This window comes from Qipengyuania sp. S6317L1 (assembly GCF_023015615.1).
GTDB lineage: Bacteria > Pseudomonadota > Alphaproteobacteria > Sphingomonadales > Sphingomonadaceae > Erythrobacter.
Map to the genome: position 1 here is coordinate 548,568 of NZ_JALKAJ010000002.1, position 18,933 is coordinate 567,500.

Below are 18,933 nucleotides of genomic sequence, written 5' to 3' on the forward strand. Positions count from 1 at the left end.
AGCTTAACCTATGAGCACGACCTCACCAGACAACGCTCCCGACCAGGGCGCATTCGAAGGCCACAAAAGGCTCGAGAAAAACGTCACACTGCTGGCCGCGGCCACGCTCGTGACAGTCGCCATCGGCGGCATCGTCGAAATCGCACCACTTTTCTGGATCGACAACACGATCGAGGAAGTAGACGGGATGCGGCCCTACACCCCGCTGGAGCAAGCGGGCCGTGACATCTATATCCGCGAAGGGTGCTACACTTGTCACAGTCAGATGATCCGCCCGTTCCGCGACGAGGTGGAGCGTTACGGCCACTATTCGCTGGCGGCCGAAAGCATGTTCGACCACCCCTTCCAGTGGGGTTCGAAACGCACCGGGCCGGACCTTGCACGGGTGGGTGGACGGTATTCGGATGAGTGGCACGTCCAGCACTTGAAGGACCCGCAAAGCGTGGTGCCGCAGAGCATTATGCCAAGCTACAGCTTCCTGGCGGACACCAAGCTTCAGATTGCCGACATTTCCGCCAATCTCACCGCCTTGCAGCGCGTGGGCGTGCCCTACACCGCGATCGACATCGAGATGGCGGAAAATGACATGTATGCGCAGGCCAATCCGGACCTTGATGCCGGCGATCTTCAGGAGCGCTATCCCAAATCACAAATCCGCGATTACGACGGCGATCCGGCCCGTGTGACCGAGATGGATGCGCTTGTTGCTTACCTTCAAATGCTTGGCACGCTGGTCGATGTCGACAGTGCTGCCGCCCAAGCGGAACTTGCGGAGGAGACGGGCCGATGACCCTTTATGAAACCTTGCGTCACCTCGCTGACAGCTACGGCCTCGTGGTGATCTTCGCGCTCTACCTTGTGCTTTGCGGGTGGAGCTTCCTCCCGAATTCCAAAGCCAGGGTCGAACAGGCCAAAAACTCGATCTTCGAGGAGGACCAAGATGTCTGATAAAACCCGGATCGACGAACCCACCGGCACCGAACTTGTCGGCCATGAGTGGGACGGTATTGAAGAACTCAACACTCCGCTGCCGCGCTGGTGGCTCTGGACATTTTACGCAACGATTGCCTGGGCGGCCGTCTATGTCGTCCTTTACCCGGCCTGGCCAATGGTTGAGAAAGCGACCGACGGCGTCCTCGGCTGGTCTTCGCGCGGCGAACTGGCTGAAGAATTGTCGGCAGCCGACCTGGCGCGTCAAAGCACCTTTGAACGGATCGCCGCAACCGACATCACCAAGTTACCAGCCGATCCCGAACTTTTGGGGCAGGCCATTTCTGGCGGTGCATCGGCATTCAAGCAACACTGCGTCCAATGCCACGGCGCGGGTGCGGCGGGCTATGAACAATTTGGCTATCCCAACCTAAATGATGATGACTGGATTTGGGGCGGCGACCTTGAAGCCATCCAATACACCCTGACCCACGGTATTCGCTGGGAAGGCTCGGACGAGACCCGGTTGAGCTACATGCCCGCCTTTGGCGAGATTTTCGACCAAGGTCAGATTGATGCGTTGGTAGCACACGTCAAATCGCTCAGCGGCACTGGTCCGGGAAGCGCGGCAGGTGCTGAACTGTTTGAGACAAATTGCGCCGCTTGCCACAATTCGAGTGGTTCAGGCGACCGCATTCAGGGCGCGCCAGCCTTGAATGATGCGATCTGGCTCTATGGCGACAGCGAGGCGAGCATTCGCCAACAGATCAAAGCGCCGCGCCACGGTGTGATGCCAGGGTGGAGCGACAAGCTTGATCCTGTAACAATCAAGATGCTGGCTGCCTATGTGCACTCTCGCGGTGGCGGTGAATATGCAGGCGAGGCAAATGATGAAGTCGCGCCGGATCTCGAAGCCGACGACGTAGCCGCGGTGTCAGGAAGCGCAGAGAATGACAACTCCTGACAATCTCGAAAAGACCGGCGATAACAAGCCGGTGGGCCGCGACTGGGGCGGAGCGTTGAATGCCAGCGAGGCAGAGCCCCTCGCCGCAACACAGCGTCACGCCCCATCGCAGCCGTCGCCCAAGCTCTACGAAGCGCGCAAACAGGTCCACAACAAGAGGATCGACGGACCGTTTCGCCGGTTCAAATGGGCGATTATGATCGTGACCCTGGCGATCTATTACGTGACCCCGTGGATCAGGTGGGACCGGGGTCCATACGCACCCGATCAGGCGGTGCTCATCGATCTTGCCAACCGCCGCTTTTACATGTTCGACATCGAGATTTGGCCGCATGAATTTTACTTCGTGGCGGGCCTGCTCATCATGGCCGGGATTGGTTTGTTCCTCGTCACTTCAGCTGTAGGCCGCGCATGGTGCGGCTATGCCTGTCCGCAAACGGTGTGGACCGATCTTTTCCAGCACGTCGACCGTTTCATCGATGGTGACCGCAATGCCCGAATGCGGCTCGACAAGGCACCTTGGACCGCGTCGAAGATCGCCCGGCGCGGCGGCAAATGGACTATCTATCTTCTGATCGCAATGGTCACAGGCGGGGCGTGGATCCTCTACTTTGCCGATGCGCCCACTTTGTTTCGCGACTTTTTCACCCTGAACGCTGACCCTGTTGCCTATATGACGGTGGCGGTTCTTACCGGCACCACCTTCTGGCTGGGCGGGTTCATGCGTGAGCAGGTTTGCATTTACATGTGCCCGTGGCCGCGCATCCAAGGGGCGATGCTTGATGAAAAATCGTTGATCGTCACCTACAAGGATTGGCGCGGGGAAGAGCGCGGGAGCCTTAAAAAAGCAAAGAAAAACCCTGCAAAATACGGCGACTGCATCGATTGCCGCGAATGTGTGTCGGTGTGCCCCACCGGGATCGACATTCGCGAAGGCCAGCAAATCGGCTGCATCACTTGCGGATTGTGCATTGATGCCTGTGACCGGATCATGAAAGATGTGGGCCGCCCGCGCGGCTTGATCGATTATGCTACCCTCGACCAATGCGAGGCAGAGGCGGCGGGCGCTCCCGCTCAACCTGCCTACAAGGCCCTTCTTCGCCCGCGCACCTTCATCTATTTCGGGGTCTGGGCAGCAATTGGCGCTGGTTTGCTGTTCTCGCTTGGCACGCGCACCCACACCGATCTTACCGTGTCGCCTGAACGCAATCCGCCTTTCATGCTGATGAAAGACGGCTCGGTGCGAAATGCCTTCACGCTGCGCCTGCGCAATATGGAAGCGCGCCCGCGCGATATGCAAGTAGCGCTCGTGGGGCTTCCCGAAGGGTCTGTCATGTGGACCGACCGGATCGGGCGCGAGGCGGCGGCGCCAACCCAGACAATCCTGGTGCCCGCCGACCAAACGCGGATTGTGCGCACCTATGTGAGCGTGCCCGCAGGCACCACAACCGACGCTTTCTCTTTCGAACTGACCTCACTCGACGAACAGCGCGAGCGTGATGTCGAAGAGACGATTTTTACCCTGCCAGGAGCGGAATAATGGCGACGAAACTAATCAGGCAACGGCTGACCGGACGGCGCGTCGCGATGATCTTTATCGCAGGCTTTGGCATTGTTGCGGCGGTCAATTTTTACATGGCGAGCCTTGCCGTGGGTGGCTTTCACGGGGTGGTTGTCAAGAACTCCTATGTAGCAAGCCAGAAGTTCAACGGCTGGCTCGAAGCTGCCGAAGCGTCCGAGGCGCTCGGGTGGAGAGCCTCGGCTGAACGCGATGCTACAGGGTTCGTGACCATCACCACAAAGGGCGTGCCCGAAGGAGCGCAAGTCAGCGCCAAGCTGCGCCGTCCGATCGGCGAACACGCCTTTGCGAGCCTGTCATTCGTGCCCGATCGCAATGGCACATTTGTCTCGAAAACGCCCGTCGATGCTGGCCGCTGGACCATGCGCCTTACCATCACCTCGGGCGAAGATGTCTGGATGAGCGAGAGCGAGCTTTAAGTGAACGCCCCCAACGCCCTTTCCCGGCAGACCGCGCAGGCGCTGAACTCCACACGTTTTACCGTGCCCGGCATCAAATGCGCTGGCTGCATCGCAAAGATCGAACGCGAGCTTGTGAAAGTGGACGGTGTCGCCAGCGCGAGGGTCAATTTCTCGGCCAAGCGGGTGGCCATTGAGCACGACCCAAGCGTGGACGAAGCGTCCCTCACCCGCGCGCTTGGGCAACTCGGGTTTGAAGCGCAAGCGGTTGAAGAGAACCCACTGGGCAGCGACGATAAAGAGCGCACCAAGCTTGTTCGTGCGCTTGGCGTTGCGGGATTTGGCATGATGAACATCATGCTTCTGTCGGTCAGTATATGGTCGGGCGCACAAGGGGCTACGCGGGAGCTTTTCCACTGGCTCTCTGCTCTCATTGCCCTCCCCGTCATCGCCTATTCCGGGCGGCCCTTTTTTGCCTCCGCGCTCATGGCGTTAAAGCACGGGCGCACCAATATGGACGTGCCCATTTCAATCGGCGTTGTGCTGGCCACCGCGCTCAGCCTGTATGAAACCGCCACAGGCGGCGAGCACGCCTATTTCGAAAGCGCGGTGATGCTTCTCTTCTTCCTTCTCGCAGGGCGCGCGCTTGATGCCGTGATGCGCGACAAGACCCGCGCAGGGATCGGTGCGCTTCTTGGCCGGATGGGCAAATCTGCCCAAATTCTTGGCGAAGATGGTTCGACCCGCACGCTCGCCGCCAGCGACCTTCTACCCGGCATGGTCGCGCTTGTCGCAGCAGGAGAAGCGTTGGCGGCCGATGGTGAGATCATCGAAGGCACCAGCGCAATCGACAATTCCATGCTGACCGGTGAAAGCCGGCCAGAACCGGTCGCAACAGGAAGTCATGTGCTGGCAGGGGCGGTCAATATCTCCAGCCCAATTCGCGTGCGACTGACGGCTACAGCTGACGACACTGCGATTGCTGATATTTCGCGGTTGATGGATGAAGCGGGGCAATCGCGCGGCTCTTATGTGCGTATCGCCGACCGCGCCAGCCGCGCTTACGCGCCCGCGGTGCACAGCCTTGCAGCGCTCGCCTTTGTGGGCTGGATGATCGCAGGCGCTGGCTGGCACCAATCGCTCGTCATTGCGATTGCGGTTCTCATCATCACCTGCCCTTGCGCCATGGGTCTCGCCGTCCCGACTGCGCAAGTGGTGGCATCGGGCGCACTTCTCAAACGTGGGCTTCTGGTCAAGGATGGCAGCGCATTGGAGCGGCTCGCCGAGTGCGATACAGCCTTGATGGACAAAACCGGCACCTTGACCGTCGGCGAGCCGGTACCGCAGATTTCCGGACTTAGCGCAGAGCAGCAATCCATCGCCCTGGCCCTGGCCCAAGCGAGTGCTCACCCTTTGAGCAAAGGGCTTGCAAAAAAGTTGCGGGCCGAGGGTGTTGAGCCAGCACCACTCACGAAGATCACCGAAGCCGCAGGCGAAGGGATGCGCGGGCTATGGGAAGGGCAAACCGTCACTCTGGGCCGGCCAACAGACGGCGCGCAAGCGTGCCAGCCCGCCGGCCTTTCCAGCACCCTCGTCATTGGCGATACGGCCCATCTCATCACCTTTCACGACCCGCTTCGCAGCGATGCTGCCCAAACGCTTCGGATGATGCGCGATCTCAACATGGAGGCCGCCATTGTCTCCGGGGACCGCACCGCAAGTGTCCAAGCGCTTGCTATCGACCTTGCAATCGAAGGGTATGGCGATGCCAGCCCCAAAGACAAATTGGACATCCTCGACCAGTTGAAAGCACAAGGACACAAACCTTTGATGGTGGGTGATGGCCTTAACGATGGTCCAGCTTTGGCAGCCGCCCACGCTTCCATCGCACCGGGCACCGCTAGCGATGCGAGCAAGCAAGCCGCCGACGCGGTGTTCCTTGGCGAAAAACTTCTGCCGGTTGCGCTCGCCATCAAAACCGCGCGCGCAACAATGCACATTGTGCGACAAAACTTCGGCTTTTCAATTATCTACAATGTACTCGCCGTACCGCTTGCGCTGTTTGGATATGTCACCCCGCTCATCGCTGCGATCGCCATGTCGGTGAGCAGTCTTGTCGTGGTCGCCAATTCCCTGCGCCTTAATGGAGCTGCCAAATGACTACGCTCATGTTTCTGATCCCGATCGCTCTTGGTATGGGCGCGCTTGGGCTTGTCGCTTTCTTCTGGGCAATGAAATCAGGGCAGTATGAGGATCTGGAAGGGGCCGCCACCCGCATCCTTATCGATGATGAAGAGGACGAGGCATGATCAAAGTCCTTCTGGCCTCACTTACCCTTCTGCCAGTGATTACAGGCCCCCTCCCCCACGAGGAAAAATCGCTTCTTATCGAGCTGTGCAGCGGAGGTCAGATCACCATTCCGCTGGGCCGCGATGAACCCGCAGACGATCACCCCTGCGACCCGCAGGCGTGTCATGCAGGCACCTGCCGCGAAAAGATCAAAAAGGCCAAATTGATCTAGCGCAAAGACGCAACTGGGCGCTCTCTTCATAAACAGGGTCCGGCATCCGCCCGTCGATCTTGCCTCAAGGGCGATGCCGGACACTATCCTTTTGGAGCGATCTTGAATCATGTGGCCCTATTATCCTGACCTGCTCGAAACGCCTGTACCGCGCTACACCAGCTATCCCACGGCAGCCGATTTTCGAGAATTGCCACCGCGCGTATTGGAAAAGCGGATAGAGCAGACCACGGGCGATGTATCACTCTACATCCACATCCCGTTTTGCGAAAAAATCTGCTTTTACTGCGGCTGCAACACTGCGGCGAGCGGTCGGCGCCAGCGGGTCGAAAGCTATTTGAATGCGCTTCACACGCAGATTGAGACGGTGGCAAAGCTGTTGCCGCGCGAGGCTAGCGTGCGCCGTATTGCCTTTGGCGGGGGCAGCCCCAACGCAATCCTGCCTTCGGAATTTATCGAGCTTGTCGATGCGCTCAACCGTCACTTCTGGCTGCGCGAAACACAGTGGTCGATTGAAATCGACCCGCGCACCATGACGGGCGAATGGGCGGATGCGATAGCCGAAGCTGGCATCACAAGGGCGAGCCTTGGTGTCCAGACCTTCGCTGCTCACTGTCAAAAGGCCATCGGGCGCGAGCAAGGCGACGGCCTTATCTGCCGCACGATCGACTGGCTGCGCGACGCCGGTGTTACCTCACTCAACTTTGATCTCATGTATGGCCTTCCGCATCAAAGCGAGGAGGATCTTGCCGGAACTCTTGAATATGCAAGCCTGCTTGGTGCGGACCGGATTGCGCTATTCGGTTATGCCCATGTGCCGCATTTGATCGCCCGCCAGAGGGTGATCGACGAAAGCGCCTTGCCGGATAAAGACGCGCGCTTCGCGATGGCCCGTCAAGGATATGAGTATCTTGCGGACCAAGGGTATCAGGCGGTCGGTTTTGACCACTTCGCACTGCCCCTTGATCCTGTGGCTGTGGCAACGCGCAATGGCACTCTCAATCGTAATTTTCAGGGTTTCACCGACGATCCTGCGCCTGTTCTGCTTGGCCTGGGTTCGTCGGCAATCAATGTTTTCCCAGACCTCATCGTTCAGAACGAGAAGAATTCCGGGCGCTATCGCATGGTGTCCTCACAAGGGCGCTTATCCGCGACTAACGGTATTGTGCGCAGCGCAAGAGACCAGATGATTGGCAAAGTGATCAAGGGTTTGCTGTGCCAGAATACCGCTGAATTAAGCCCGTGTCTGCTCGCCGCGCATCGTGAGAGCCTGATGATATTTCTCTTGCGCGATCTTGCCCGGCTCAATGGTTTGACACTCACCATCACACCCGAAGGTCTGCCTTACGCAAGAACAATTTCCAGCCTCTTCGATCCTTATCGCGAAGAGACTTCGCGGCGGTTCAGCTCCGCTATTTGACCAGCCGCCTACAATTCGTCCTTCACCTGAACCCATGCCAGCAACGCAAAGAGCGCCGTGCCGCCGATGACGTTGCCGATCAGCGTTGGGAGGACATTGTTGGCAAGCATCGCCAAAATCGGGCGCTCGCCCTCAAAGGCAAGCAGAAAAATCTCGCACGATCCGACGATGACGTGGGTGAAATCGCCAAGCGCGATCACATAAGTGATGAGGAAAACAAGCCCGAGGAAGCTGTTGCCAGAACTAGGCCGCATCCACACCAAGGCCGCAATCAGCAGACCTGATGGCATGCCTCTTACAAGCGATTCCCCAAAGCCCAGATCAGCGACTTTTTCGCTTACAGCGATCATGGCATCGAAAGTGTGGGCTGTGACAATCGGTGTCGAAGCAAACAGCAAAGCCATGGTGGCGGTGCCGATAAAGTTACCGACGAGGCTAATTCCCCATACGCGCACTGTGTTCCAGATATTTGTGGAGCTGGGATTGCTAATGGTCGGCAAAACCGGAGTAATTGTGTTTTCAGTGAACAGCTGCAACCGGCAAAAGATTACAAGGATGAACCCGATGGTATAGCCCAGACTATCAATCGCGTGCCCGAACGGAAGATCACCTGTTTCAGCGTATAGCGCGGCCTTCACAATCAATGAAAAACTGACCAGCAGCCCGGCTGCGATTGCTGACCAGAAGAGCGAGACCGATGGGCGACCCATTTCCTCGATCCCCTCATGGACGATCTCCATGTAGATCTCTGGCGAGGTCGGTGCATCGTGGGGTTGATCAGCGCAGTTTTCCGATGCCGTCTTCGTCTTGTCATGGTCAGACATATCTGTTCCTGCGTCCTAATCTGATGGCAAATGATCGGCGGGCGGCCCAGTCAAAACCGAACCGCCCGCGCGCGTCAATTATAGTTTGCCAGATGCTCGATCTTATTCCGCTTCTTTGAGCGGCACCTTCTCTTTGAAAGTGTGGGTGACGTATGGGAATGGAATTTCAATCCCGGCATCATCAAGCGAGCGTTTGATAGAACGGATAACCTTGTCACGATTGATTACGGCCTCGGGGCGATAGGCTGATGCCCACCAGCGGACACGGAAATCGACCGAGCTTGAGTTGAACGTATCTGCCAACACCTGAATAGGTTTGTCGGTATTCACAAGGTCGACCTTTTCGACCGCGGCGCGAATGACTTTATCCGCTTCGTCAAGATCAGTATCGTAAGAGACGCCGACGATCACTTCGAAACGACGCTCGTCTTCTGCGGTTTCGACTTCGACCGGGTTCTTGAACAGCATCGAATTCGGGACCACGTGAAGCTCACCGGAAAAAGCACGGATGTGGGTTTCGCGAAGGCTGATGAATTGCACTTTGCCGTAGATGCCATCCGCCTTGATCACATCGCCGACCTGCATGTTATCGCGCAACATGATCATCACACCTGACAGAAAATTCTCGAAGAAATCCTGAAACGCAAAACCAATGGCAACCGCACCGATGCCGAGCCCCGCGATTACTCCGGCAGGACTGAAATTGGGGAAGACAACCATCGCGGCCAGAAGCGTACCGGCGATCCAGATGCCGAGGCGCACAGAAACCTCTGCAAGATTTCTCAGCGATGGCTTGAGATCGGTCTTTCCGGTGAGCTTGTGCGTGATCGAATTGCCGAATTTCGCAACGATCCATGTGATCACCAAGATAACAGCTGCAACGCCGAGTGCCGGCAGCAAGGCCACCGTGCCTTCGACTATGGAATTAATTTGATCTGTCAGCGTGTTGATCATGAATCGAAAGGCTCCTCGTTTATCTTACAAATGGCTGGCGAGCGTGATTGTTCCAATATTGGCAAGGGTGCCTTGCCCCACCGACCAGGACCTCAAGGGGCAATAACCACGAGAAAGGACCGGTCCTCCTGAAAGAGCACCGGTCCTGGGGGAACGCCGCACCAGCCGATAGCGGCAGCCGGCTGGCGTGGGGTGTGCGGTGATCCGAAGGCGTGCTTAACGCCGCCCTCGGCTTTCGCGGGGGGTTACTCGGTTCCCTCGTTTTGGGTCGGAGCAGGGCTCGAGGCGCTGGCTGAACCTGCGGCATTACCCGCGATCAGGGCATCGCCGCTGGCGCTGAACATACCGGCCGGTAGCGTGCGTGTTACATTGCCCTGCGTCACCACAACCTGCTGAACTTCGCCGCGGCCATTAGCGACAATCTGGTCAACTTGCCCGAGCGATGCGCCTTCGGGTGTCGTCACCGGCATACCCGGAGCAACCGTTCCGGCACCCTGAGCAGCAGACGCTGCGCTGCCTGCAACGGCAAGTGGTGCCGAAGTGAGTGAGGCAGCGCCATTACCTTCAGCCGAGCCAGAGCCGCTTGCTGAACCGGTCACCGAACCAAGGCCCGGGAGACCGGGGGTCGGGGCGCTTGGCAGGACAGGCACGGAAGCGAGCGCCGTGCTGGCTGCGCCGGTTGCTTGGCCAGCGACGGTAGAAGATGCCCCACCGGCAATCCCTTGAGCTTGCCCTGCGACAGGCGCGATAGCACCAGTTACCGCATCGGTGCCCATCAATTGCGCGCTAGCGTTGCCATTGCCCGAAGCTTGGCCATTGGCGGAACCGTTTACCGCATTGCCGAGTGCAGGAACTGGAAGATTTGCAAGGCTTGCGGTCGAACCGGCGATCGATCCATTCGCGCTTCGGTTGGCAGCCACGCTACCATTGCGCGCATCGACAGACTGGTCACCGCTGGTGGAAGCCGTGCCCTGAACCGTGTTGTCGACTGTGCTGCGAACCGAGCGGGTCGTTGTGTCGAGGCTTGAGCCGAGCGTCGAATTAACCGTACCGCCGAGCGATCCGCCCAGTCCGCCGCCGAGACCGCCCGTTAGCCCGCCACCACCCAGCAACTGAGCGCTGGCCGCTGCCGGGATAAGAGCAATTGCACTTGCTGTAAGAATAAGCTTTTTCATGATGCGTTTCCTTTCAAAATTCTCAGCGAGCTCGGGGTCCTGTGCTCGCTCGAAAGGAAAACGGATGGGCGTTTTGGTTTAATCCATGCCTGCCCCAAAAAATTTCATTTCTTTTGTGCGCATCCTTCACAAAGCAGCCCGCGCCCGAAGATTTCATCCGGGCCGCGCTTACCCAAGTCGCGCGCTTCGGCATCGCTGCGTACGCGCCAATTGCGCCCGTGTTGCAGAGCATCTGCAATCCGCGCAGCAACAAGCGGAGTGGCAAAGGAGGTGCCGCGCCAGCGCTTCATCTTGCCACCCCGGTCATAGGCGTAAACACGCTCAGCGGGCGCCGCATAATCAAGATGAAAAGCGCGGCCCGCCTCGATTAATGCGCGGTTGCGCCGATCGACACCGGTGACTGCAACCACACCATCATAAGAGGCAGGATAAGCGACGGGCGCGGCAGGGCCATCATTTCCAACGGCCGCAACGACAACAACGCCGCGTGCTTGCGCGGCCGCAACCGCACGGCCCAGCACCGGATTGCGCGGCCCGACCAGGCTGATGGTGACAACTTTGCTTCCCGACTGCGTTAGCCAACCCAGCGCGCGGGCAATCGCCAAGGCATTGCCGCCTGCCGGATCTTTGCCATAGACATCCGCAACCCTGATCTTTTCGACACCGGCAGAATTGAGCAGGCCGACCACTGCGCTGCCGTGATCGGCAGGAGCAGGCGCGCCGCTGGCAAAGCCGCGTTCTCCTGCAACGCGAATGCGAGCACCCGGCGCTGTATCGATCACTCCCACTTCAAGCGCGATTGGGACGGCAGAGCGGCCAATCGGCGCGCTCGCAGACGAACTCGCTACAAGGGCAGCGCCCGACTGAAAGTGAAGGCTATCTGCGCTGACATCAGCCCCCGGGGCCAACCGTTGGGCAAGCGCCTGCGCCTGGGCGAGCTGCATGCCTTGAGGGGTCTTGAGTGTGGTGACGGAAAGGCCCAGCCCTTCGATTTCTTCACTGGTGCCCACTGCAAAACCTGCCGCAGAAAGTGCAGCACGCGCCGGACCATCAAGCGCGAGCGCAAGCAATTCGCCGCGCCGGGCCAGATCGCCATTGGCGTCACGTTCGATCCGGTCGGAATTGCGTCGTAAAAGACGCGAAAGCGTCCTTTCCCGCGCGCGCATCAAGCGTGCCACATTGCGGTTGAGGCTCTGCTGCGTACCATCAATGCCCTGGCCAAGAACATCTGTCGCCTGTCCAACGGTTTTGCCGATCGTCCCGCCGACATCAGGCACCTGCAATTGGGCGAATGCAGGCACACAAAGGGCAATACTTGCAAAAAGGGCAATGAAGCTTGCGCGCATGATTGTTTCTTTCCACTTTTTCAGCTTAAGCTTGGATTAAACGATGCACCCGGCTCGTTTCATCCATAGCCAAGGCAATTATGTCAGCCCCAACTTTCGAACAGCAAGTCCTCGATCTGCTGCCGCGCTTGCGCCGCTTTGCAATCGGGCTCGCTGGTTCGCCGAGCGATGGGGATGATTTGTGCCAAATGACCATAGAGCGCGCGCTCACCCGCCGGGATCAATGGCAGGAGGGCACGCGCCTCGACAGCTGGATGTATCGCATCATGCGCAATATTTACATTGATGAAGGCCGCGCGGGCACCCGCAGGCAGGAGACATTTGTGAGCGAAGACGCAGGCCTCGGCGTCGGCGCCGACGGAGCACAAGAAGCGCGCGTTGAGCTTTCGATGGTGGACCGCGCGATGGCGCGACTTCCCGATGATCAGCGCGAGGCTGTTCTGCTCGTGATGGTCGAAGGATATGCTTATAAAGAAGCCGCCGAGATTGTCGGATGCCCGGTCGGCACGCTCAATTCGCGGCTCGTGCGCGGGCGCGATGCACTTCAGGCTTTGCTCGCAGGAGACGGCCCTTCAGGAGACAGCGCATGATCACCGAAGAACAAATCGCCGCCTACGCCGATGATCAGCTTGAAGGTGATGAAAAAGCACGGGTGGAAGCCGCGATTGCCGCCGATCCCGCTCTGGCCGCCAAGGTTGACGGGCACCGCGCACTGAAAGCGCAGCTCACCGGTCACTATGCGCCAATCCTCGATCAGCCGGTGCCCGATCATTTGGCCGCAATGCTGAGTGGAAAGAGCGATGCCGCGCAGGACAAAACTAACGGCGAGGTCGTCAGCTTTGCCAAGGAACGCCAGAAACGCGGGCTTGCCCCCACCTTGCGTCGCTGGGCGCCCATTGCAGGGCCCGCATTGGCGGCCTCTTTGGTTCTTGCCATTTTCCAGCCTTGGCAGACTTCGCCGCCGCTCGAAGGGTATGCAGGTGAAGAGCTTGCCAGTGCGCTCGACACACAGCTTGCCGCAACGCAGGATGCAGACGCGGCAACGCGGGTGCTGTTGAGCTTTGAGAACGAAGCGGGCGAATATTGCCGCGCCTATCAAAGCGAAGGCGAAGGCGGGATCGCCTGCCGCGATGCGCAAGGGTGGGAAATTGAGCGGCAGTTCGCACTGCAAGAAAGTCAGGTGACCGAGTTCCGCCAGGCCGGAAGCCTCAGCGACATCATGGCCGCAGCGCAGGCCATGGCCCCAAGCGGCGCGCTCGATGCAGCAGCCGAAGCGAGCGCCAGAGAACAAGGTTGGCGTAAATAAACCTGCACCGCAGCTGTCACAGACAAAAAAGGGACCGGCATTGCTGCCGGTCCCTCAAATTTGGGGCAAGCGATTGGCGGGTCAGCCAACCGTCACCGTGACATAGCGGTAGCCGCGCTCAGCCATTTCCTCGATGTAATGCTCGCGCTCCCCTTTGAGCTCGTCGGCATATTCTTCCCAGGCGTCGCTGATATCTTCAAGGTCACTGGCACGATTGAGGTCGCTGCGAAGCTCCTTTTGCGCCTCAGTAATATCGATCCGGTAGTCGAACCAGAAACGGTTCTCGATCCCGGCAATCGGGGTGTTGATGATGAGCTTTTCCTCTACACGCGCCATGGCCTCGGCCTGAAGCATGGGAATGCTCGCCTGAGCCGAAGCAGCAAGTCCGGCAAGCGCGATGGCGGCGGTTGTGGTGATGAGTTTCATGTGTCGGTCTCCAAGTTCTAAGATCACGGCGCATCAGTGCGACCCGTCAGATTGGAAACGAGCGAGCTTTCGGCTTTAATCCAAATAAACTTTCGCCAAGCCTCAATTTTTATCGGTTTTCGGCTTTTGCACTTCATCGAGCTGTAGTGCAGGCCATATGGCAAGAACGCACATCACCGCCAGAATGGTCAGCGTCACTTCAAGCCCTGCGAAATTGGCGATCAGGCTGAAAACCCCACCAGCGAGCAGCACGATCCCGATTGCAGTGTTGGAAAGTGCGGTGAAAGCGGCTCTTGTTTCTTCCGTCGCCATATCGACCAAATGGGTTGATCGCCCCAGTCGCACGCCTTGGTAGCTAATCATCAAAACGAACAGCAGCACAGGAAGGACAAAATCACCCTGCATCCACCCGAGAACCGAGGCGGCAACCGTTGCACCAAGCGCCACCGCGCCAATCACTGAGGCGAGGACAAGCACCTTCCTGCTCGATCGGTCAGACAAGGCGCCCCAGATAAAGCTGCTCAAGAGTGCCGAAAGCGCCGATGAAAAAACCAGCAGACCGAGGTTTTCGGGGCTCGATTGATCGCCGGAGCCAAGCGCCACCATGAATGGCGGCGCAAAGGCCGTTGCCGTTAGCAGACCACGCGTTGCAATGAACGACCTTAGCTGCGGTTCAGTCTTGAAGTAACTGAGATTATCCATTGCCGATTTGAACGCATTTGCCCCGCCTTGGGTCGCGCCGGCTTGTTCGGAAAGTGACGTGAACACGAGCCCTGCTGCTATCCAGACAACTCCCGCCACGAAAAGCGCTGCCACCACAATGTCAAAACGCTCGAAATTGCTGAAATACAAGGTCGCGGCAAAGCCGATCGCGGCGATCGCTGAAAGGCTGCCCGCAAGACCGGTCGCGTGCCCCCGGCGCGATTTGTCGACTGTCTTGCCGAGCACATCTTTATAGCAGACCGAACACACGCTGCGCGCGAGGGAAAGAACGGTGAGAGCCGCCAGGATAGCAAGCCCCGCCTGATAACCGGTAAGAAAAACCGCTGATGCACCAATAGCCAAAGCAGACAGCCCTTGGACCACCGCCCCGGCGGTCCAGGCCCATTTGCGCTTGGGCAATTCTCGCAACTTCGCTGCAGTGAACATTTGCGGCAACAAAGCCCCCGCTTCGCGGATCGGAACCAGCAAACCGACAAGCGCAGCCGGAGCGCCCAGCGCCGTCATCAGCCAGCTCAGGACCAGCTTGGGATCGACAAGTGCATCGGAGCTTTTCGATAGTGTGAGCGCACTAACATGCGCGAAGAAGTTGCCAGCCTCGTCCTTGCACGCGCTGTCCGGGATATCCGCACACGCGCGGCCCTCATCGTCAATCGCGATCGCTTCAAAAGCGGGATTGAGCCACTCGTTGGATTTCGTCATGCATTGAGCCAATCGTATTCGAGGCAACAGAATATGCCTGTGATCGTACTCAAATGCTTGAAAAGTGGTGTGGGTTCCTGCCCGAAGGGTTGCCTGGCGCGATATTTCATGACCGATGCGCATCGGGTGCGCATCACTTGCCCCCGGTATCAGGATCCATAAGGTTGGATTCGCCAATCATGCGCGCCACCGGACCGTGGTCGGGAAAGCGATAGGGGCGCAGTCTTTTCTTCCCAGCGTCCTTGGCAATGCTCGAAAAATGCTCGATTACATCGATGAGCGAACCTGTCTCATCAAGCCGCGATAAGATGGCCTCTACCGGCTGTGATAGATGTTCACCAAGCAAATCTGCGCGCACTTCGGCGATGCGAGATTGCATCGCCTCATCGCCTTTGGAGCACAGCGCAAGATCGCATTCGGTATCAAGGCCCATAGAGCGGTTGTTGAGATTGGCAGAACCGATGCGAAGCATATCGTCATCGGCGATCATTATCTTGGCGTGGCAGTATATCTCTTTACCTTGCGCCGTGATCGGGTGATAGACTTGAAGACGCTCGGCGTTTGGATGCTCTTTCAATTTTTCGAGCAAGACCGCGCGCTGGGGCTGCATTATCGCGCTTTCGATCGGACCATCAGCCGTAACAGGATTGAGAAGAACGATTTCCGGGCAATCGTCACTGGACAAGCGCTCCTCGATGGCATCTGCAATCGCACTTGAAGCAAAGTATTGGCTTTCAGCGTAGATCCAGCGCTTTGCGCTCGCGATCATGTCAAGAAACAGGCGCTCGATCTCGCGCACCTCGACCTGATCACTCATCTCCGGTTGGCTGCGCGCGATCGCGACTTCGACATCACGAAACTGTGGTTCCAGATAATCGGGCCAGCTATGTGCAGTGGGGTGCGGCGGGACCATGTCGCGTCCGCCCGCGCTTTTCCATCGCTTCTCCGAATATTCGGAAAGCGCGCGCGCAACCGGGCCTTGCACAATCATCGAAGCATCGTGCCACGGGCCATAATCATCGCCGCCAGGTGGAGCACGGCGTGGGTTATGATCGCAATGCTCGCGCGTGTCCCAACGCCGCTCGGTTACATCAATCCCGCCACAAAAAGCCGTGCCCTGATCAATGCTGATCACCTTGCCATGGGCCGATGCCATAGCCGGGTGATGCCGGTCGAGCTTGAGGTGGATGCGCGGGTGAAATATCCAGCGCAGCAGGGTCCAAAAGGTAAGTCCGCGGCCAAGCGTCTTAATCGAGCCGATATCCCAGCGCAGTATATATATGTGCAGGCCCGGATTACGCTTGACCAACCATTCAATGAAGGGCCCCAAGGCAAGCGGTCCTGTCACTTCGCCTTGGGTGTCGTGCATCTCTACACGGGTATCCAGATCCCAGCTCTGCATGATAATGCGCGAGCGCGCTTGCATCATAGCGTTGCGAACGGCGCGAAAATACTCTTCACCATCGATCAGAAGGCTCGCGCGCTCGGCATTCTCTGATTTCCAGCAATTCTCGCCAGGGCGCAGGAGATCATTTGGCTCCATAGCGTAGCTCTCCGGGGTTTGAGTTGAACTCAGGAAGCGCGAGAGGGGGCACGTTGGGTGTCCTTCGAATTGGCTTGCGCCTTGGTAACCGGTGGCCGGTAAAATGATTATGGCCGGCTTGCATATAGCGGCATTTCAAGAGGTTCGGCATCATATAACAGGGGTGGGTACAACCTCATTCAAGAGCGCGCAATGACTGGCTCAAACGACAAAAAGCCCCGCTGCTAACAGCGAGGCTATTTTGTAATGGATTTTCAATGTGATGCTGGTTGCGGGAGTTGGATTTGAACCAACGACCTTCAGGTTATGAGCCTGACGAGCTACCGGACTGCTCCATCCCGCGCTACCTAGCTTAGGCGTCAGGACACGCAGCCCATAGAGACGCCAAAAGGGCTCGACCCGAAGGCAAGCCCTTTGACAGTGAATGGGTTATTTCCTGCACTTCCACAAGCTGCAATGCCTGGCGGCGACCTACTCTCCCGTGCCTTAAGACACAGTACCATCGGCGCTAACTGGTTTCACGGCCGAGTTCGAGATGGGATCGGGTGGGTCACAGTCGCTAGGACCACCAAGCAATGAAGCTTGTGGATGTGCGGGTTATAAATCGATGTTTCGTAGTGAACGTCTGGCTGGAGTATTTCTCCACCGCAAGACGAGCCCTGCTGTAAGCAGGCCTGTCATTGACAGTGCGAATTCTCAAGCACGAATAAAACATTAGTACCAGTTAGCTCCACACATTACTGCGCTTCCACACCTGGCCTATCAACGTCATGGTCTCTGACGGTTCTAAAATACCTAATCTCAAGGGAGGCTTCCCGCTTAGATGCTTTCAGCGGTTATCCCGTCCATACATAGCTACTCTGCGGCACTCCTGGCGGAATGACAGATACACCAGAGGTATGTTCACCCCGGTCCTCTCGTACTAGGGGCAACTCCTTTCAAGTATCGACGCCCACGGCAGATAGGGACCAAACTGTCTCGCGACGTTCTGAACCCAGCTCACGTACCACTTTAATTGGCGAACAGCCAAACCCTTGGGACCTGCTCCAGCCCCAGGATGTGATGAGCCGACATCGAGGTGCCAAACACTGCCGTCGATATGAGCTCTTGGGCAGTATCAGCCTGTTATCCCCGGCGTACCTTTTATCCGTTGAGCGATGGCCCTTCCACGAGGGACCACCGGATCACTATGACCGACTTTCGTCTCTGCTCGACCTGTCGGTCTCGCAGTCAGGCATGCTTATGCCATTGCACTCTCGCAGCCGGTTTCCAACCGGCCTGAGCATACCATCGCGCGCCTCCGTTACTCTTTAGGAGGCGACCGCCCCAGTCAAACTACCCGCCATAGAGGGTCCCTGGTCCGGATAACGGACCTAGGTTAGACATCAGAAAACAACAGGGTGGTATTTCACAGGTTGGCTCCACTTGGACTGGCGCCCAAGTTTCAAAGCCTCCCACCTATTCTACACAGTTCTTTCCTAATGCCACTCTAAAGCTGCAGTAAAGGTGCACGGGGTCTTTCCGTCTAACCGCGGGTACTCCGCATCTTCACGGAGAATTCAATTTCGCTGAGCATATCCTGGAGACAGTGGGGAAGTCGTTACGCCATTCGTGCAGGTCGGAACTTACCCGACAAGGAATTTCGCTACCTTAGGACCGTTATAGTTACGGCCGCCGTTTACTTGGGCTTCAATTCGGAGCTTGCACTCCTCCTCTTAACCTTCAAGCACCGGGCAGGCGTCAGACCCTATACGTCGTCTTGAAGCCGACTTAGCAGAGTCCTGTGTTTTTGCTAAACAGTCGCTACCCCCTGGCCTGTGCCCCCTGAAAAGAGTTGCCTCGATTCAGGGCCTCCTTCTTCCGAAGGTACGGAGGCAATTTGCCGAGTTCCTTCAGGATACTTCTCTCAAGCGCCTTGGTATACTCTACCTGACCACCTGTGTCGGTTTCGGGTACGGTTTATACGGAGGGGCTATTTCCTGGATCTACTTGGCAGCATGCCCAATCCAATAAGGACACACTACTTCCGCAAACCGTCACACACCTCCAAGCCCACGAATATTTACGTGGTTCCCATCGACTACCCCCTTCGGGCTCGTCTTAGGGGCCGGCTAACCCTGCTCCG

General features: G+C 57.9%; 18 protein-coding genes, 1 tRNA gene and 2 rRNA genes (1 of these 21 cut by a window edge). 11 read left to right on the forward strand and 10 right to left on the reverse strand.

Translation table 11 applies throughout. The annotated features are described in order from the left end of the window. The first annotated feature begins 10 nt into the window (after positions 1–10). The 9 genes from ccoO (at position 11) to MWU38_RS03995 (ending at position 7,812) form a co-directional block, all read left to right on the forward strand. Complete coding sequence (ccoO, locus tag MWU38_RS03955) at positions 11–790, forward strand: cytochrome-c oxidase, cbb3-type subunit II (RefSeq protein WP_247270528.1); 780 nt, start codon at positions 11–13, stop codon at positions 788–790. Further along, entirely contained in the window at positions 787–948 is a 162-nt protein-coding gene (locus MWU38_RS03960; RefSeq protein ID WP_247270529.1) for a cbb3-type cytochrome c oxidase subunit 3, read from the forward strand. Before ccoO ends, MWU38_RS03960 begins: the two co-directional genes overlap by 4 nt. Next, positions 941–1,894, forward strand: a complete 954-nt coding sequence (gene ccoP, locus MWU38_RS03965) for a cytochrome-c oxidase, cbb3-type subunit III (RefSeq protein ID WP_247270530.1) — start codon at positions 941–943, stop codon at positions 1,892–1,894. The genes MWU38_RS03960 and ccoP overlap by 8 nt, the downstream gene beginning before the upstream one ends. Continuing rightward, the gene (ccoG, locus tag MWU38_RS03970; RefSeq protein ID WP_247270531.1) at positions 1,881–3,434 is read left to right on the forward strand and encodes a cytochrome c oxidase accessory protein CcoG; all 1,554 of its coding nucleotides are present in this window, start codon (positions 1,881–1,883) and stop codon (positions 3,432–3,434) included. Before ccoP ends, ccoG begins: the two co-directional genes overlap by 14 nt. After that, positions 3,434–3,892, forward strand: coding sequence for a FixH family protein (locus tag MWU38_RS03975; protein ID WP_247270532.1), 459 nt, complete (start codon positions 3,434–3,436; stop codon positions 3,890–3,892). Before ccoG ends, MWU38_RS03975 begins: the two co-directional genes overlap by 1 nt. Next, positions 3,893–6,031, forward strand: a complete 2,139-nt coding sequence (locus MWU38_RS03980; RefSeq protein WP_247270533.1) for a heavy metal translocating P-type ATPase — start codon at positions 3,893–3,895, stop codon at positions 6,029–6,031. After that, on the forward strand, positions 6,028–6,180 hold the full coding sequence (gene ccoS, locus MWU38_RS03985; RefSeq protein WP_247270534.1) for a cbb3-type cytochrome oxidase assembly protein CcoS: 153 nt from the start codon (positions 6,028–6,030) through the stop codon (positions 6,178–6,180). The genes MWU38_RS03980 and ccoS overlap by 4 nt, the downstream gene beginning before the upstream one ends. Further along, on the forward strand, positions 6,177–6,392 hold the full coding sequence (locus MWU38_RS03990) for a hypothetical protein (protein ID WP_247270535.1): 216 nt from the start codon (positions 6,177–6,179) through the stop codon (positions 6,390–6,392). The genes ccoS and MWU38_RS03990 overlap by 4 nt, the downstream gene beginning before the upstream one ends. A 109-nt stretch (positions 6,393–6,501) precedes the next feature. Continuing rightward, the gene (locus MWU38_RS03995) at positions 6,502–7,812 is read left to right on the forward strand and encodes a radical SAM protein (protein ID WP_247270536.1); all 1,311 of its coding nucleotides are present in this window, start codon (positions 6,502–6,504) and stop codon (positions 7,810–7,812) included. An 8-nt stretch (positions 7,813–7,820) separates the two neighbouring features. Here the strand turns inward: MWU38_RS03995 and MWU38_RS04000 are convergent, their stop codons facing one another. The 4 genes from MWU38_RS04000 to MWU38_RS04015 all read right to left on the reverse strand — a co-directional run bounded on the left by MWU38_RS04000 (position 7,821) and on the right by MWU38_RS04015 (position 12,066). Next, a complete protein-coding gene (locus MWU38_RS04000; protein ID WP_247270537.1) occupies positions 7,821–8,636 on the reverse strand; it encodes a formate/nitrite transporter family protein in 816 nt (271 codons plus the stop codon). Positions 8,637–8,738: 102 nt separating this feature from the next. Further along, the gene (locus MWU38_RS04005; RefSeq protein ID WP_247270538.1) at positions 8,739–9,590 is read right to left on the reverse strand and encodes a mechanosensitive ion channel family protein; all 852 of its coding nucleotides are present in this window, start codon (positions 9,588–9,590) and stop codon (positions 8,739–8,741) included. Positions 9,591–9,835: 245 nt separating this feature from the next. After that, positions 9,836–10,765: a hypothetical protein gene (locus tag MWU38_RS04010; RefSeq protein ID WP_247270539.1), complete on the reverse strand. Its 930-nt coding sequence runs from the start codon at positions 10,763–10,765 to the stop codon at positions 9,836–9,838. Between the two features lie 104 nt (positions 10,766–10,869). After that, entirely contained in the window at positions 10,870–12,066 is a 1,197-nt protein-coding gene (locus tag MWU38_RS04015; protein ID WP_247270540.1) for a S8 family serine peptidase, read from the reverse strand. Positions 12,067–12,191: 125 nt separating this feature from the next. Here MWU38_RS04015 and MWU38_RS04020 point away from each other — a divergent pair, with 125 nt between their 5' ends. Next, positions 12,192–12,701 (forward strand): RNA polymerase sigma factor, encoded by a 510-nt coding sequence (locus tag MWU38_RS04020; protein ID WP_247270541.1) that lies wholly within the window; start codon positions 12,192–12,194, stop codon positions 12,699–12,701. After that, positions 12,698–13,417 carry a hypothetical protein gene (locus tag MWU38_RS04025; protein ID WP_247270542.1) on the forward strand — a complete coding sequence of 240 codons (720 nt, stop codon included), beginning with the start codon at positions 12,698–12,700 and terminating at the stop codon, positions 13,415–13,417. Before MWU38_RS04020 ends, MWU38_RS04025 begins: the two co-directional genes overlap by 4 nt. 81 nt (positions 13,418–13,498) lie before the next feature. Here MWU38_RS04025 and MWU38_RS04030 read toward each other — a convergent pair whose 3' ends face one another. The 6 genes from MWU38_RS04030 to MWU38_RS04055 all read right to left on the reverse strand — a co-directional run. Next, the gene (locus MWU38_RS04030) at positions 13,499–13,843 is read right to left on the reverse strand and encodes a hypothetical protein (RefSeq protein ID WP_247270543.1); all 345 of its coding nucleotides are present in this window, start codon (positions 13,841–13,843) and stop codon (positions 13,499–13,501) included. A gap of 102 nt (positions 13,844–13,945) precedes the next feature. After that, the gene (locus MWU38_RS04035; RefSeq protein ID WP_247270544.1) at positions 13,946–15,265 is read right to left on the reverse strand and encodes an MFS transporter; all 1,320 of its coding nucleotides are present in this window, start codon (positions 15,263–15,265) and stop codon (positions 13,946–13,948) included. A 133-nt stretch (positions 15,266–15,398) separates the two neighbouring features. Next, positions 15,399–16,808, reverse strand: coding sequence for a phospholipase D-like domain-containing protein (locus MWU38_RS04040; protein ID WP_247270545.1), 1,410 nt, complete (start codon positions 16,806–16,808; stop codon positions 15,399–15,401). A 266-nt stretch (positions 16,809–17,074) separates the two neighbouring features. Further along, positions 17,075–17,151: transfer RNA gene (locus MWU38_RS04045), tRNA-Met, on the reverse strand. Positions 17,152–17,266: 115 nt separating this feature from the next. Further along, positions 17,267–17,381 (reverse strand): 5S ribosomal RNA (rrf, locus tag MWU38_RS04050). Between the two features lie 119 nt (positions 17,382–17,500). Beyond that, positions 17,501–18,933: ribosomal RNA gene (locus tag MWU38_RS04055) — 23S ribosomal RNA — on the reverse strand; it runs 1,364 nt beyond the window's last position.

Coding starts and splice junctions, on each gene's coding strand:
- MWU38_RS04030 (WP_247270543.1), bottom strand. CDS start 13,843: ATGAAACTCATCACCACAACCGCCGCCATCGCGCTTGCCGGACTTGCT.
- MWU38_RS04040 (WP_247270545.1), bottom strand. CDS start 16,808: ATGGAGCCAAATGATCTCCTGCGCCCTGGCGAGAATTGCTGGAAATCA.
- ccoO (WP_247270528.1), top strand. CDS start 11: ATGAGCACGACCTCACCAGACAACGCTCCCGACCAGGGCGCATTCGAA.
- MWU38_RS03990 (WP_247270535.1), top strand. CDS start 6,177: ATGATCAAAGTCCTTCTGGCCTCACTTACCCTTCTGCCAGTGATTACA.
- MWU38_RS04010 (WP_247270539.1), bottom strand. CDS start 10,765: ATGAAAAAGCTTATTCTTACAGCAAGTGCAATTGCTCTTATCCCGGCA.
- MWU38_RS04000 (WP_247270537.1), bottom strand. CDS start 8,636: ATGTCTGACCATGACAAGACGAAGACGGCATCGGAAAACTGCGCTGAT.
- MWU38_RS03960 (WP_247270529.1), top strand. CDS start 787: ATGACCCTTTATGAAACCTTGCGTCACCTCGCTGACAGCTACGGCCTC.
- ccoP (WP_247270530.1), top strand. CDS start 941: ATGTCTGATAAAACCCGGATCGACGAACCCACCGGCACCGAACTTGTC.
- MWU38_RS04035 (WP_247270544.1), bottom strand. CDS start 15,265: ATGACGAAATCCAACGAGTGGCTCAATCCCGCTTTTGAAGCGATCGCG.
- MWU38_RS04020 (WP_247270541.1), top strand. CDS start 12,192: ATGTCAGCCCCAACTTTCGAACAGCAAGTCCTCGATCTGCTGCCGCGC.
- MWU38_RS04025 (WP_247270542.1), top strand. CDS start 12,698: ATGATCACCGAAGAACAAATCGCCGCCTACGCCGATGATCAGCTTGAA.
- MWU38_RS04005 (WP_247270538.1), bottom strand. CDS start 9,590: ATGATCAACACGCTGACAGATCAAATTAATTCCATAGTCGAAGGCACG.
- ccoG (WP_247270531.1), top strand. CDS start 1,881: ATGACAACTCCTGACAATCTCGAAAAGACCGGCGATAACAAGCCGGTG.
- MWU38_RS03975 (WP_247270532.1), top strand. CDS start 3,434: ATGGCGACGAAACTAATCAGGCAACGGCTGACCGGACGGCGCGTCGCG.
- MWU38_RS03995 (WP_247270536.1), top strand. CDS start 6,502: ATGTGGCCCTATTATCCTGACCTGCTCGAAACGCCTGTACCGCGCTAC.
- ccoS (WP_247270534.1), top strand. CDS start 6,028: ATGACTACGCTCATGTTTCTGATCCCGATCGCTCTTGGTATGGGCGCG.